Source organism: Streptomyces venezuelae, assembly GCF_008642275.1.
GTDB classification, from domain to species: Bacteria; Actinomycetota; Actinomycetes; order Streptomycetales; family Streptomycetaceae; genus Streptomyces; species Streptomyces venezuelae_E.
The window spans coordinates 2,209,188-2,222,051 of record NZ_CP029189.1; the positions used below are offsets into that span (position 1 = coordinate 2,209,188).

Here is a 12,864-nt window from a genome sequence, read left to right on the forward strand (position 1 = left end):
GTCTTGCGGGTCGGGTCGTTCGCCCGGCATGGCCCGGAAGACGCTCCCCCCTAGCCCTTGGTCGCGCCTGCCGTCATCCCGGCGACGAGGTGACGCTGGGCGAAGACGAAGAAGATCGCCGCGGGGATGGCGATGAGGACCGAGGCGGCGCTCATGGCTCCCCAGTTGGAGGTGTACTGCGTGACGAAGGTCTGCAGTCCGCCGGCCAGGGTGAGGTTCTCCTCCCCGACCATGAAGGCGGAGGCGTACGCGACCTCGCCCCAGGCGGTGATGAAGGCGTAGAAGCCCGTGACCGCGAGGCCGGGCTTGGCGAGGGGCAGGATGAGCCGCCAGAAGGTGCCGAAGGGGTTGAGCCCGTCGACCCGGCCCGATTCGTCGATCTCCACCGGGATCGCGTCGAAGAAGCCCTTCATCATCCAGGCGCAGAACGGCACGGCGATGGTGAGGTAGGTGATGATCAGGCCGATCGGCTGGTTGAGCAGGCCGAGGTCGCCCATGAGGTTGTAGAGCGGGACGATGAGGATCGCCATCGGGAACATCTGCGTGACGAGCAGGGTCCACATGAGCGGCTTCATGCCGGGGAACTTGAAGCGGCTGACCGCGTATCCGGTGGTGGCGGCGATGAAGACACCGAGGACGGTGGTGACGCCGGCGACCAGCACGGAGTTCAGGAACCAGTCGAGGAAGTGGCTCGACTCCAGCAGGTACGTGTAGTTGCCGAGGGTCGGTTCCTTGACGAAGTCCGTGGTGATCGCGTGCTGCGGGGGCTTGAGCGAGGTCAGCAGGATCCACAGCACCGGGAAGACGGCGATCACGGCGGCCACGACGAGGGTGGCGTGCAGGCCGACGGAGGCGAGCGGGGAACGGCTGCCCCGGGGGCGGGCGGTGTTCGCAGTGGTCATGGTCACCACACCTCTCCCTGCTTGCGCAGCGAGCGCCGGTAGACCAGCGCGAAGATCATGAGCAGCAGGAGGATCAGGACGCCCCACGTCGCGGAGGCGGCGAAGTCGCGCGGGCTCGCGATGAAGGCCTCGCGGAAGGCCTGGGTCACCAGGATCTCGGTGGAGTCGCCGGGTCCGCCCCGGGTGAGCAGGAAGATCACCGGGAACATGTTGAAGGTCCAGATGGTGGAGAGCAGGATCACCGTCATGCTCACCGAGCGCAGGCCGGGCAGGGTGATGTGCCGGAAGCGCTGCCAGGAGCTGGCGCCGTCCATCTCGGCGGCCTCGTAGAGCTCGCCGGGGATCGACTGCAGGCCGCCGAGCAGGGCGACCATCATGAAGGGGACGCCGAGCCAGACGTTGACGGCGACGACCGAGAACTTGGCCCAGGTCGGGTCGTCGAGCCACGGGATCGCGGCGATGCCGCCACCGTCGAGGATCTTGTTGAGGATGCCGTTGTCGCGGTTGAAGAGGAACCGCCAGGCGAAGACGGAGACGAAGCCGGGGACGGCCCAGGGCAGGATGAGCGCCATCCGGTAGGCGGCGCGGCCCCGGAAGTCCCGGTTGAGCATGTTGGCCAGGACCAGACCGAGCGTGAAGGTGATGGACACGCACGCGACGGTCCACACCACCGTCCACACCAGCCGCTGCAGGAACACCGGGTCGCTGAGCACGGACACGTAGTTGTCGAGTCCGACGAACTCGTACGTGGCCTCGATGTGCCGGACGCCGATGGTGCGCGAGACGTTGCGCTCGGTGGCGTCGGTCAGCGACAGGTAGACGCCCCGGACCAGCGGCCAGCCGATGATCACGCCGAGGACGAGCACCACCGGGGCGACCATGGCCCAGGCGTACCAGTGTGTGCCGACGGCGCGCCGGAAGCCGGACGCGCCCTTTCCACCGCGGTCACCGCCACGGTTACCGCTGTCGCTGTCAGTCCTGCGGCTCCGGCCGCGGGCGGCGACGTCGTTCTCGACGTCGTCGCCCGCGGCCTTCGCCACCGACTGGCTGGTGTGAGCAGCCATGGTTGTGTTACTTCCAGCCCTTGAGGATCTTGCGGAACTCGACGCCGGCCGACTTGGCCGCGTCCTCCGGGCTCGACGCCCCGGTGATCGCCTTGGTGTATTCGACCTTCAGCGGCTCGAAGAGGGAGCCGTTCTCCGGGATCCAGGCGCGCTCGACGGCCTTGTCGACGGCCGGCTTGAAGAACTGGACCATCTCGCTGCTCTTGACGTCCGGCTGCTCGTAGGCGGCGGTACGGGTCGGCAGCAGGCTCAGCTCCTTGGCGGACTGGACCTGGACCTCCTGGGAGGTCATGTACTCGACGAAGGCGTGCGCGGCGGCGGTGTTCTTGGAGCCGGCGTACACGGCGAGGTCGTGGCCGCCCTGCGGGGCACCGGCCTTGGCCGAGCCGGCCGGGACGGCGGCGACGCCGAGGTTGGCCTTGTCCTTGAACTGGTCGCCGGCGTAGGTGTCGGCGACGGCCCACGGACCGTTGATCATCATGGCGGCCTCGCCGGTCTTGAAGGCCGTCTGCATGTTGGCGTAGCCGTCGGTGGCGTTGGTGACGGCCGCACCGGAGGCGACCAGGTCGCGGGCGGTCTTGAAGGCCTTGACGCCCGCCTCGTTGTCGACGGTGACCGTCTTGTTCTTCGCGTCGACCAGGTCGCCGCCCTCGCCGTAGATCAGCGGGAGGAACCAGTAGGAGTCGTCGCCGCGGAGGTAGAGGCCGGCCTTGCCGGTCTTCGCCTTGATGGCGGCGGCGGCCGTCTTGACCTCTTCCAGCGTCTTGGGGGGCTGGACGCCGGCGTCGGCGAGCATCTTCTTGTTGTAGAAGAGGCCGAGGGTGTCGATGACCTGCGGCACGGCGTAGGTCTTGCCCTCGAACTTTCCGCTGGCCGCGGCCTGCGGGAGGAACTCGGCGTCGACCTTCTTCGCCATGTCCGCCGGGACCTCGTCGAGGTAGCCGAGGGAGGCGAAGTCGGCGACCCAGCCGACGTCGGCGCGGATCACGTCAGGCGCGTCGGAGCCGCTGCTGAAGGCGTTCTTGACCTTGTTCTGCGCGTCGCCGTACGGGACGTTGACGTACTTGACGGTCACCTTCGGGTGCTTGGCGGTGAACGCCTCGGCGAGCTTCTGGAAGCTGGCCTTCTCGGCGTCGTTCGCGGTGTCCCACCACGTGACCGTGCCGGAAAGCTCGCCGCCTGCCTTGGTCCCGCCGGCCGCGTCCTTGTCGTCCCCACCGCAAGCCGTCGCCGCGAGCGCCAGGGTCGCGACCAGCGCGGTGGCCGCTATGCCACGCCGCATATGAACTCCTTCGATGATCCCGGCCGCGCCCTCGCGGTCCCGAGTTGCCAGGAACGTAACAAGACTGAAAGAGGACCGAAAGACCTTGCGCAAACTTTCTGCAAGCGGAGGCGATCGTTACATCCGTGTGTCCGTACGGTGTCCGCCGCTTGCTGTTAGTTCGAGTCACCTTCGACCTCCCGGGCCCGCAACCAGGGGGCATGTACCCGCGTTGACCCCGATATGACCCACGACTCGACGGCCGTCCAGCTTGCAAGCTCTTCCAGCAACGCGACCGCGAGCGGTGCCTGGTGGCGCGATGCCGTCATCTACCAGGTGTACGTACGCTCCTTCGCCGACAGCGACGGCGACGGCATCGGCGACCTCCGCGGGGTCCGCTCCCGCCTCCCCCACCTCGCCCGCCTCGGCGTCGACGCCGTGTGGCTCACCCCCTTCTACGTCTCCCCGCAGGCCGACGGCGGCTACGACGTCGCCGACTACCGGGCCGTCGACCCGCTCTTCGGGGACCTCTCCGACGCCGACGAGCTGGTCCGGGCCGCGCACGCGCTCGGGCTGCGGGTCATCGTGGACGTGGTCCCGAACCACACCTCCGAACAGCACCCGTGGTTCCGCGCCGCCCTCGCCGGGGATCCGGGGGCCCGCGAGCGCTACCACTTCCGCCCCGGGCGGGGTCCGGACGGCGCCGAGCCTCCGAACGACTGGGAGTCGATCTTCGGCGGCCCCGCCTGGACCCGGGTCACGGACGGCGCGTGGTACCTGCACCTCTTCGCCCCCGAGCAGCCGGACCTCGACTGGGACCACCCGGAGGTCGCCGCCGAGTTCGCCTCCGTCCTCCGTTTCTGGCTCGACCTCGGCATCGACGGCTTCCGCATCGACGTCGCCCACGGCATGGTCAAGGCCCCGGGTCTGCCGGACATCGGCCGCGGCGCCCAGGCCACCCTCATCGGCACCGAGCCGCTCCCCTTCTTCGACCAGGACGGGGTCCACGAGATCCACCGCTCCTGGCGCCGCCTCCTCGACTCCTACGGGGGCGGGCGCATCGGGGTCGCGGAGGCCTGGGCGCCGACCTCGGAGCGGCTCGCCCTGTACGTGCGCCCCGACGAACTGCACCAGGCCTTCAACTTCCGCTTCCTGAACTGCCCGTGGGACCCCGACGCGATGCGCACGGTCATCGACGAGTCCCTGGCCGCCACCACCGCCGTCGGCGCCCCGACCACCTGGGTGCTGTCCAACCACGACGTCGTACGCCATGTGACGCGCTACGGCGGCGGGGCCCGCGGCCTGGCCCGCGCCCGGGCCGCCGCCCTGCTGATGCTGGCCCTGCCCGGGTCGGCGTACCTCTACCAGGGCGAGGAGCTCGGCCTCCCGGAGGTGGCGGACCTCCCGGACCAGGTGCGCCAGGACCCGGCCTTCCGCCGCGGACGCCGCCAGCCGTGCGCCGCGCCGGGCCCGGCACGGCCGACCGCCGGACCGGACCTCGCGGCCGGAACCGCACCCCGGCCCGGGACTGCGCCGCAGGCCGCGCCCGGCGCGTGGGCATCGGCCTGCGCGGCGGCCGATCCGGAGACCGCCGCCCCAGCCGGTCCCCGCGGCGGGACGGCTCCCGCACCGGGAACCCGGCCGGAGGCCACGCCCCCTACCGGGGCCGGCCCCGATCCCGTGACCGCGCCGGAGGCGGAAGGGCAGGACGGGCTGCGCGACGGGTGCCGGGTCCCGCTCCCCTGGTCCGGCTCGGAGCCCCCGTACGGTTTCGGGCCGACCGGCAGCTGGCTCCCGCAGCCCGCCGGCTGGGGCGGCCTCAGCGTCGCCGCGCAGACCGGCGACCCGCACTCCACGCTGGAGCTCTACCGCGCCGCGCTGGAACTGCGCCGGGCGATGCCGGGGCTGGGCGCACCGGAGGCCGGCACCGGGCCGGAGCCGGGGCCGGGGGCCGACGCCCCGGCCGAAGCCCCGTACGGTCCGTACCCGTCCGGAATGCGCTGGCAGTCCGCCCCCGAGGGCGTGCTCCTCTTCACCCGCCCCGGCTTCGCCTGCACGGTCAACACCCGCCCCGGCCCGGTCGAACTCCCCGCGCCCGGTCGACCCGTACTCTCCAGTGCCCCGGTGGAGACCGACGGCCGCACCGTCCGGCTTCCCCCGGATTCGTGCACGTGGTGGTCATTGTGAACGTCCGACCGGTACAGTCCAATCCCGTGACCGCACGGCTAGCCGACATCGCAGCCCAGGCGGGGGTCAGCGAAGCCACAGTCAGCCGCGTGCTCAACGGCAAGCCCGGTGTGGCCGCAGGCACCCGTGAATCCGTACTGGCCGCCCTCGACGTACTCGGCTACGAGCGGCCCGTGAAGCTGCGCCAGCGCAGTGCGGGGCTCGTCGGTCTGATAACGCCCGAACTGGACAATCCGATCTTCCCGGCGCTCGCCCAGGTCATCGGCCAGGCCCTGACCCGGCAGGGGTACACGCCGGTACTGGCCACGCAGACACCCGGCGGGTCCACCGAGGACGAGCTGACCGAGATGCTGGTCGACCGCGGGGTCTCCGGGATCATCTTCGTCTCCGGCCTGCACGCCGACACCACGGCCGACATGGCCCGGTACGACCAACTCCGTGGGCAGGGCGTTCCGTACGTCCTCATCAACGGGTTCTCCGAGAAGGTGCAGGCGCCCTTCGTCTCCCCCGACGACCGGGCCGCGATGGTCCTGGCCGTCACGCACCTCGCCGCGCTCGGGCACACCCGCATCGGGCTCGCGGTCGGCCCGAAGCGCTTCGTGCCGGTCCTGCGCAAGATCGAGGGCTTCCGGCTCGGGATGAAGGAGCGGCTCGGACTCGGCGAGGCCGAGATCGAGGAGCTGATCCAGCACTCCCTCTACTCGCTGGAGGGCGGCCAGGCCGCCGCGTCCGCGCTGATCTCGCGCGGCTGCACGGCGGTCGTGTGCGCGAGCGACATGATGGCGCTCGGCGCGATCCGGGCGGCCCGGCAGCAGGGGCTGAAGGTGCCGCAGGACGTGTCGGTGGTCGGCTTCGACGACTCCCCGCTCATAGCGTTCACCGACCCGCCCCTGACGACCATCCGCCAGCCCGTGCAGGCGATGGGGCAGGCGGCGGTCCGGACCCTGCTGGAGGAGATCGGCGGTACGCCGGCCCCGCACAGCGAGTTCGTCTTCCTGCCCGAACTGGTGGTGCGCGGCTCCACGGCCTCGGGCCCGGGCCAACGCCGCCGGGACTAGGCCGGCTCTTTCGGATCCTGTGACCGGCTGCCCGCGCCGGTGGTGCGGGTGGGGACCGGGTCAGGGATTGGGGTGGCCGGCCAGAGGGTGTCGGGGAAGGCGGCCGCGTCGGATTCGGTGTCGGGCATCAGCGTCGCGAGCATCTGCTGAGCGGCCTTCCCGTGGTCGGCGGCGCGGGGGAACATGACGCTTTCGTAGGCATCGAGGGCCTCGTCGACGATGGAGTGGTCGATGACGGCTCGGGCGAGTTCGGCGCCGTCGAGCAGGGCGAGGTTGGCGCCGACGCCGACGGGCGGCATCAGGTGGGCGGCGTCGCCGAGCAGGGTGATGCCGGGGACACGCTGCCAGGAGTGGGCAACCGGAAGGACGAACACGGGCCGGTTGACGAAACCGCCCTCGTTGTCGCGCAGGATGTCCAGCAGGCGCTCGTGCCAGCCCTGGTACTGGGCGAGCAGGCGCGCGCGTACCGATTCGGTGTCGGCGAGGTCGAGGCCGGCGTGCCAGTCCTGGGGGCCGCGGAAGGTGACGTAGGCGCGGACGTGTCCGTTGCTGTTGCGCTGGAGCACCAGGCTGCGGCGGCCCGCCTTGGCCGACATGGTGCCGCGACCGACCAGCTGGGCGATGCCGGGGTGCCGGTGGTCGACGTCGTCGAAGTGGGCTTCCACCATCGTGACACCGGAGTAGGAGGGTTGGGCGTCGCTGAGCGCGGGGCGCACCCGCGACCAGGCGCCATCGGCGCCGATGACCAGGTCGAAGTCCTCGCCGGTGTGGCCGTCGTGGTGCAGGCGGGCCATGCCGCGGGGGAGCGGGGTGACGGCCCTCACCGAGTGGCCCCAGCGGACCGTGCCAGGGGCGAGGGAGTCCAACAGGAGCCCGCGCAGCTCGCCGCGGTCGATCTCGGGCCTGCTCAGATCGTCCGCGCCGGCCCGGTCGTGGCGCATCAGGGTCGCGTGGCGGTCGTACAGGCGCCACTCCTGACCTTCGGGCCGGGACAGGGTGAGGAATCGGTCCAGCAGTCCGGCTGCGCGCAGGGCTGCCTGGCCGGTGGCTTCATCGATGTCGAGAGTGCCGCCCTGCGAGCGGGAGTGGGGGTCGGGCTCGCTCTCGAAGACCGTGACCGGCACTCCGTGCTGCTGGAGGACGCGAGCGCAGACGAGGCCGCCCAGGCCTGCGCCGACGACTGCGATGCGAGGGGTGGTGGACATGAGGGTCACGCTCCGTTCGATGGTCGAAGAGGGTGCTGGTCGTGACGTTGACGCCCGGATCCGGGCATGACGATCAGCCGTTCCGATGCGGATCGCGCCCCGGGAGCCGACGGCTGAGAGCCGGTCAGGCGTGCCTGATCACAGAAGCACAGCCGCCACAAAAGTACAACCGCTCCGATTTTCAAGCCGATCGCCTTTGCAATCGAATCAGCTCAAGGGGCTACGATGGGGGCATGGCCGAGATGACGACAGGACGCCGGGAACGCAAGAAGGCCCGGACCAGGCAAGCCCTGGCGGATGCCGCAGTGCGGCTGTTCACCGAGCGCGGCTTCGACGACGTCGGCGTGCGCGAGGTGGCAGAGGCGGCCGACGTCTCGCTGAGCACGCTCTTCAAGCACTTCCCCAGCAAGGAAGCCCTCGTCTTCGACCTGGACGAGGACGTCGAGAGCGCACTGGTCGCCGCCGTACGCGACCGGGCCCCCGGTCAGCCCGTGCTGCACGCCCTGCGCGACCACATGGTGCACGCCCGTACCGCCGTGCGGACCGACGACCCCACTTTCGTCCTCGTCGAAACCACCCCGGCGCTGCGGGACTACGCCCGGCGCATGTGGTCGCGTCACGAGAAGACACTGGCCGCCGCCCTCGCCGAGGCCACCGGGCTCGCCCCGGAAGACCCCGCCGTCACCGGCTTGGCACGCTTCGCCCTGGAAGCCCCGAGCCTCGTCCGCGCGAGCGAGGACCCGGCCCGGACCATGCACGAGGTGTTCGCCCTCCTGGAAAACGGCTGGGCCACGACCCCCCTGGCACGACAGGAGGTCCGCCCCGGCCGGGACGGGTGACCGCTACCAGGAACGGAGCGGACGCTCGTGGCGGCGTCGGCCCGCGGGGCGGGGCGGTCGTGTTGCTGCGACGGCGCGGGGATCCCGGTCCGGATACTGGGCAGATGCCCATGCCCGGCCGGCTTCGCGACAGGATCCTGCCCGACCACAAGCGACGCTCCCTGGAAGACCTCCAGGAGGACCTCGACCTCTCGTCGGGCGACAGCCGGGCGAAGCAGTCGGCGTTCTGGACGATGCTCACGCTGTCCTCCGTGATCGCCGCGTGCGGGGTCCTCACGGACTCCACCGCCACCGTCATCGGCGCGATGATCATCGCTCCGCTCTCCACACCGATCATGGGGATCGCCCTCGGCGCCGTGCAGCGCCGCCGCTCCACGGCCCTCGCGTTCGTGGCGCTCGGCGGCCTGCTGGTGCTCCTGATCGGCGCGGCGGCCTCTCTGGTGGTGCCCGCCTCCTACGACCTCCTGTCGGACAGCCAGATCTCCAGCCGGACCTCCCCCGGGCTCCTCGACCTGATCGCCGCTCTGGCCACGGGCTTCGCCAGCGCCGTGGCACTGTCCCGCAAGGACGTCGCCGCGGTCCTGCCGGGGGTCGCGATCGCGATCTCCCTGGTGCCGCCGCTCGTGGTGACGGGCGTGTGCGCCGGCCAGACCTCGTGGTGGCTCGCACTGGGCGCGCTGGTGCTCTTCGTGTCCAACCTCCTCGCCATGGTCTTCGCGGGCATGGTGGTGTTCGCCGCCCTCGGGTACACGCGGGCCGCCGGACGACCCGGCCGGGCCGGGGCCTCCCGCCGCGCCTACGTGATGCTCGGGCTGCTGTTCGCCGCGGTCCTGCTGCCGCTGGGCGCGGACACCGTGACCACCGTCCTGCTGAACGCGTGGACCTCGCGGACCTGGAGCGCCGCGGAGCGCTGGCTCTCGGCCAGTCCGGGTGCGGCGGTCACCGGGGTCGACGCGCAGTCCAGGACCTTCTACGTCCACGTGCGCAGCCCCGGCGACCTCCCGCCGATCAGGGACCTGCTCCGCGACCTCGAAGGGCAGGTGCCCGACGGCCTTCCCATCGTGGTCGACGCCACCCGCGGGCAGCAGATCGTCGCCGGTAAGGTGGGAGACTGACCGGCCGCCGGGGGCGGTCGTGACGGCGCCGGCACCGCCCGGCCCGCTGCCCCGAGGTCCCCTGTCGTACTCAGGGGGGACCGGAGGCGCCGAAGACCGTCCCGAGGGATGATCGGAGCCGGGAACGCATCTGGCAGACTCTGCCCATGGGTGAATCGAGCGTGAAGACACTGGAAACCCGGACGGACGTCTCATCACCCACCGTGGTCGAGACCGAGACCCGTCCGGAGCTTGAGCGCACCCTTCTCTCCCGGTTGCGTGCCCCGCGCCGGCCCCGGATCTGGTTCGAGGTGCTGCTCATCGCGGTCAGCTACTGGATCTACTCGCTGATCCGCAACGCGGTGCCCGAGCAGAAGGCGGCGGCCCTCGCCAACGCGGACTGGATCTGGAGCGCCGAGCGGACCCTCGGGATCGCCGTCGAGCAGTCGGTCAACCACGCGGTCAACTCCGTGACGTGGCTGATCGTGGGCATGAACTACTACTACGCCACGCTCCACTTCGTCGTGACGATCGGCGTGCTGGTCTGGATCTACCGTTTCCATCCGGGGCGGTACGCCGCCACGCGTCTGGTGCTCTTCGCCACGACGGGCGTCGCCCTGGTCGGCTACTACTGCTACCCGCTCGCGCCGCCCCGGCTGATGAACGGGCAGAACTTCATCGACACCGTGCTGGTGCACCACACCTGGGGCTCCATGGCCTCCGGCAACCTCAAGCAGATGTCGAACCAGTACGCCGCGATGCCGTCCATGCACATAGGGTGGTCGCTCTGGTGCGGCCTGACGATCTTCGCGGTCGCCTCGGCCCCCTGGGCCCGCATCCTCGGCCTGCTCTACCCCACGGCGACCCTCGTCGTCATCGTGGCCACCGCCAACCACTTCTGGCTCGACGCCGTGGGCGGCATGATCTGCCTGGCCTTCGGCTACACGGTCTCGCGGTCCTGGTACGGCTCCTTCGCCCACCGCCTGCCCCGCCACCCCGAGCACGCGGGTCCGCACCCGGCCGCGGAACTGCTGAGCCGGGTCCGAACCCGCGCCTGAGGCTGCTGCCGCCCGCGGGTCAGGCGGTCAGGACGACTGGTTCGTCAGGATCGCCGGGTCCGACAGGCCGGCCGCGCCGGTCTCGACCTTGCCGGCGAAGCGGCGCCCGAAGTCCGCGGACCCGGACGCGGTGACCGTCACGTCGTACCAGCGTCGGGTGTTCTTCAGGGAGACGCTGTACGTGGCGGTGGCGCCCCTGGCGACCGTGAGGCGCTTGGGGCCGCCGCCGTAGGCGTTGGTGACGGTGAGCGTCGCGGTCGACGCCCCGGCGTTGGTGAGGGTGAGGTCCAGGTTGCCCGTGCCCGCGTTGTGGCGGGCGGTGACCTCGGGACCCGCGGTGGTGCCCGGGTTGCGGAAGCCGCGCAGGAAGCCGTTGGGGCCGTGGACGGTCAGGTCGGTGACGCCGGCGGAGTAGCGGGTGTTCCAGGTGTCCGAGATCGACTTGCCCGCCTCGGTGGTGTACGTCCAGGGGGCGTCGGTCCGGTTGGCCGCGGTGACGTAGAACTGCGCGCCCAGCTCCGGACCGCCGCTGAAGGTCAGCCTGAACTTGCCCTCGCCGGTCAGCGCGGCGCCGTCCACGTACGGGGCGTACCCCAGCGGACGGGTCGGGCACAGGCCCTTCTCCTGGCGCGGCATGCTCCCCACCGCCGGCGGGGTGGCCCGGAAGTCGGGGTGGCGCTCGCGGTCCTGCGGCTCCCAGGCACCGGTGTCGGGCAGCGACACCGTGCCCGTGTCCCGGCGGGCGAAGTCGAAGGCCGAGGTCAGGTCACCGCAGACGGCTCGGCGCCAGGGCGAGATGTTGGGCTCGTGCACACCGAAGCGCTTCTCCATGAAGCGGATCACGGAGGTGTGGTCGAAGGTCTCGGAGCAGGAGTAGCCGCCGGTGCTCCACGGCGAGACGACCAGCATCGGGACGCGCGGGCCGAGCCCGTACGGTCCGGCGACGTAGCCGGCCTTGCCGGGGAAGACGTCGAGGGCGGTCGGCGTGGTCGACAGGCCCTGGTTCGCGTCCGCCGGGGCGTACGGCGGGACGACGTGGTCGAAGAAGCCGTCGTTCTCGTCGTAGGTGATGAACAGCGCGGTACGGGCCCACACGTCGGGGTTGGAGGTCAGCGCGTCCAGCACCTGCGCGATGTACCAGGCGCCGAAGTTGGACGGCCAGTTGGAGTGCTCGCTGAAGGCCTCGGGGGCGGCGATCCAGGACACCTTCGGCAGGGTGCCGGCGGCGACGTCCGCGCGCAGCCGGTCGAAGTAGCCCTCGCCGGCCTTGGCGTTCGTGCCGGTGCGGGCCTTGTCGTGGAGCGGGTCGCCGGGCTGGGCGCCCCGGTACTTGTTGAAGTAGAGCAGCGAGTTGTCGCCGTAGTTGCCGCGGAACGCGTCGTTGATCCAGCCCCAGGATCCGGCGGCGTCCAGGCCGTCGCCGATGTCCTGGTAGACCTTCCAGGAGATGCCCGCCGCCTCCAGGCGCTCCGGGTAGGTGGTCCAGTCGTAGCCGGCCTCGGCGTTGTTGAGGACCGGGCCGCCGCCCTTGCCGTCGTTGCCAGTGTGGCCCGACCAGAGGTAGTAGCGGTTGGGGTCGGTCGAACCGATGAAGGAGCAGTGGTAGGCGTCGCAGAGGGTGAACGTGTCGGCGAGGGCGTAGTGGAACGGGATGTCGTCGCGCGTCAGGTACGCCATGGTGGCCGGCGTCTTGGCGGGCACCCAGTTGTCGTACTTGCCCTTGTTGAAGGCGCTCTGTCCGCCGGCCCAGTCGTGGTTGAGGCCCTGGAGGTACTCCATGCCGAGGTCGTCGGACGGCGGGCGGAAGGGCAGCGTCTCCTTGCCCGCGTTGTCGGCCTGGTGCCAGACGGACTTGCCGCTGGGCAGGGTCACCGGGCGCGAGTCGCCGAAGCCGCGGACTCCGCGCAGCGCGCCGTAGTAGTGGTCGAAGGAACGATTCTCCTGCATGAGGACCACGATGTGCTCGACATCGGCGATGGTCCCGGTGGTCCCCTGCGCCGGGATGGCGGCGGCGCGCGCGATGCTCTCGTTGAGCAGGCTCAGGGCGGCGGCGCCACCGGTGAGCTGCAGGAAACGGCGGCGGTTGAGTTCTGCCATGGCGAGAGACCTCTGCTCTGTCGAGGGGGTGGTGGAGCGCACCCAAGGACAGCGCGCCCGGAGTACCGGAGAGGGAGCCCGGCGTGACGGCAGCGGGTA

10 protein-coding genes are annotated in these 12,864 nt (G+C 71.0%); 5 read left to right on the forward strand and 5 right to left on the reverse strand.

Annotation, left to right across the window (positions count from 1 at the left end; all coding sequences use genetic code 11):
• Positions 1-50: 50 nt before the first annotated feature.
• The 3 genes from DEJ51_RS09360 to DEJ51_RS09370 are packed head-to-tail and all read right to left on the reverse strand — an operon-like array spanning position 51 to position 3,248.
• On the reverse strand, positions 51-902 hold the full coding sequence (locus DEJ51_RS09360) for a sugar ABC transporter permease (RefSeq protein ID WP_150257177.1): 852 nt from the start codon (positions 900-902) through the stop codon (positions 51-53).
• A gap of 2 nt (positions 903-904) precedes the next feature.
• Positions 905-1,966 carry a carbohydrate ABC transporter permease gene (locus tag DEJ51_RS09365; protein ID WP_150257178.1) on the reverse strand — a complete coding sequence of 354 codons (1,062 nt, stop codon included), beginning with the start codon at positions 1,964-1,966 and terminating at the stop codon, positions 905-907.
• Between the two features lie 7 nt (positions 1,967-1,973).
• Positions 1,974-3,248 carry an extracellular solute-binding protein gene (locus DEJ51_RS09370; RefSeq protein ID WP_150257179.1) on the reverse strand — a complete coding sequence of 425 codons (1,275 nt, stop codon included), beginning with the start codon at positions 3,246-3,248 and terminating at the stop codon, positions 1,974-1,976.
• Positions 3,249-3,470: 222 nt separating this feature from the next.
• On the opposite strand from DEJ51_RS09370, the gene DEJ51_RS09375 reads away from it, so the two are divergent.
• Positions 3,471-5,414: an alpha-amylase family glycosyl hydrolase gene (locus DEJ51_RS09375; protein WP_150257180.1), complete on the forward strand. Its 1,944-nt coding sequence runs from the start codon at positions 3,471-3,473 to the stop codon at positions 5,412-5,414.
• Positions 5,415-5,440: 26 nt separating this feature from the next.
• Positions 5,441-6,472 carry a LacI family DNA-binding transcriptional regulator gene (locus DEJ51_RS09380; RefSeq protein WP_150257181.1) on the forward strand — a complete coding sequence of 344 codons (1,032 nt, stop codon included), beginning with the start codon at positions 5,441-5,443 and terminating at the stop codon, positions 6,470-6,472.
• Here the strand turns inward: DEJ51_RS09380 and DEJ51_RS09385 are convergent.
• A complete protein-coding gene (locus DEJ51_RS09385) occupies positions 6,469-7,677 on the reverse strand; it encodes an FAD-dependent oxidoreductase (RefSeq protein WP_150257182.1) in 1,209 nt (402 codons plus the stop codon). The genes DEJ51_RS09380 and DEJ51_RS09385 overlap by 4 nt on opposite strands.
• 233 nt (positions 7,678-7,910) lie before the next feature.
• Between DEJ51_RS09385 and DEJ51_RS09390 the strand changes: the two genes are divergently transcribed.
• From DEJ51_RS09390 to DEJ51_RS09400, 3 genes are all read left to right on the forward strand, one after another.
• Positions 7,911-8,516 carry a TetR/AcrR family transcriptional regulator gene (locus DEJ51_RS09390; protein WP_150257183.1) on the forward strand — a complete coding sequence of 202 codons (606 nt, stop codon included), beginning with the start codon at positions 7,911-7,913 and terminating at the stop codon, positions 8,514-8,516.
• A gap of 104 nt (positions 8,517-8,620) precedes the next feature.
• Entirely contained in the window at positions 8,621-9,631 is a 1,011-nt protein-coding gene (locus DEJ51_RS09395) for a DUF389 domain-containing protein (RefSeq protein WP_223835732.1), read from the forward strand.
• Between the two features lie 146 nt (positions 9,632-9,777).
• A complete protein-coding gene (locus DEJ51_RS09400) occupies positions 9,778-10,668 on the forward strand; it encodes a phosphatase PAP2 family protein (RefSeq protein WP_150257184.1) in 891 nt (296 codons plus the stop codon).
• A gap of 27 nt (positions 10,669-10,695) precedes the next feature.
• Here the strand turns inward: DEJ51_RS09400 and DEJ51_RS09405 are convergent, their stop codons facing one another.
• Positions 10,696-12,765, reverse strand: a complete 2,070-nt coding sequence (locus DEJ51_RS09405) for a phosphocholine-specific phospholipase C (RefSeq protein ID WP_150257185.1) — start codon at positions 12,763-12,765, stop codon at positions 10,696-10,698.
• Between the last annotated feature and the right edge of the window lie 99 nt (positions 12,766-12,864).

What these genes read in the sequence shown, in the direction of transcription:
- DEJ51_RS09360 (WP_150257177.1), bottom strand. Translation starts at nt 902, where the DNA reads ATGACCACTGCGAACACCGCCCGCCCCCGGGGCAGCCGTTCCCCGCTC.
- DEJ51_RS09365 (WP_150257178.1), bottom strand. Translation starts at nt 1,966, where the DNA reads ATGGCTGCTCACACCAGCCAGTCGGTGGCGAAGGCCGCGGGCGACGAC.
- DEJ51_RS09370 (WP_150257179.1), bottom strand. Translation starts at nt 3,248, where the DNA reads ATGCGGCGTGGCATAGCGGCCACCGCGCTGGTCGCGACCCTGGCGCTC.
- DEJ51_RS09375 (WP_150257180.1), top strand. Translation starts at nt 3,471, where the DNA reads ATGACCCACGACTCGACGGCCGTCCAGCTTGCAAGCTCTTCCAGCAAC.
- DEJ51_RS09385 (WP_150257182.1), bottom strand. Translation starts at nt 7,677, where the DNA reads ATGTCCACCACCCCTCGCATCGCAGTCGTCGGCGCAGGCCTGGGCGGC.
- DEJ51_RS09390 (WP_150257183.1), top strand. Translation starts at nt 7,911, where the DNA reads ATGGCCGAGATGACGACAGGACGCCGGGAACGCAAGAAGGCCCGGACC.
- DEJ51_RS09395 (WP_223835732.1), top strand. Translation starts at nt 8,621, where the DNA reads ATGCCCATGCCCGGCCGGCTTCGCGACAGGATCCTGCCCGACCACAAG.
- DEJ51_RS09400 (WP_150257184.1), top strand. Translation starts at nt 9,778, where the DNA reads ATGGGTGAATCGAGCGTGAAGACACTGGAAACCCGGACGGACGTCTCA.
- DEJ51_RS09405 (WP_150257185.1), bottom strand. Translation starts at nt 12,765, where the DNA reads ATGGCAGAACTCAACCGCCGCCGTTTCCTGCAGCTCACCGGTGGCGCC.